2 protein-coding genes are annotated in these 791 nt (G+C 63.6%); both read left to right on the top strand.

Annotated elements, in window-relative coordinates:
• Positions 1 to 372: zinc-binding dehydrogenase (locus EN750_RS37085; RefSeq protein WP_145968319.1), on the top strand; the 372-nt coding region annotated here is incomplete at its 5' end.
• A 70-nt stretch (positions 373 to 442) separates the two neighbouring features.
• A partial coding sequence (locus tag EN750_RS37080; protein WP_127399463.1) for a YaiI/YqxD family protein occupies positions 443 to 791 on the top strand: 349 nt, incomplete at its 3' end.

Raw genomic sequence — 791 nt, 5'->3', positions numbered from 1 at the left:
ACCAAGCGCGGCGCCGACCAGATCGGCGGCGCCGACTACACATTCGACTGCACCGGCAGCACCAAGGTGATGCGCCAGGCGCTGGAAGCCTCGCATCGCGGCTGGGGCAAGTCGGTCGTCATCGGTGTCGCCGGCGCCGGCCAGGAGATTTCCACACGGCCGTTCCAGCTGGTCACCGGCCGCACCTGGATGGGAACCGCCTTCGGTGGCGCGCGCGGCCGCACCGACGTGCCCAAGATCGTCGACTGGTACATGGACGGCAAGATCCAGATCGACCCGATGATCACTCACACGCTGAAGCTCGAGGACATCAACAAGGGTTTCGATCTCATGCATGAGGGCAAATCGATCAGAAGCGTCGTGGTTTACTGAGGAAGATACCAGGCCGCCGCCCAATCGGCCCGCGACCTCTGTGGTTCACAAGTGGGAGGAGAAAAGAAACATGAGCGAACTCCCCGCCATTCTCGTCGATGCAGACGCCTGCCCGGTCAAGGCCGAGGTCGAAAAAGTGGCCGACCGGCATGGCATCCTTGTCACCTACGTCTCCAATGGCGGCCTGCGGCCATCGCGCGATCCGATGATCCGCAATGTCGTGGTTTCCAAAGGTGCCGATGCCGCCGACGACTGGATCGTGGACAATGCACGCACCAACGACATTGTGATCACCGCCGACATTCCGCTGGCCGCCCGCGCGGTGGCACTCGGCGCGCATGTGCTTGGGCCAACGGGGCGCCCCTTCACGCCGGAAACGATCGGCATGGCGGTAGCGATGCGTGACCTGAAGCAGCATC

The organism is Mesorhizobium sp. M7A.F.Ca.ET.027.03.2.1 (assembly GCF_003999175.1).
Taxonomy (GTDB): domain Bacteria; phylum Pseudomonadota; class Alphaproteobacteria; order Rhizobiales; family Rhizobiaceae; genus Mesorhizobium.
This window is presented reverse-complemented; position numbering and strand designations above follow the sequence as displayed.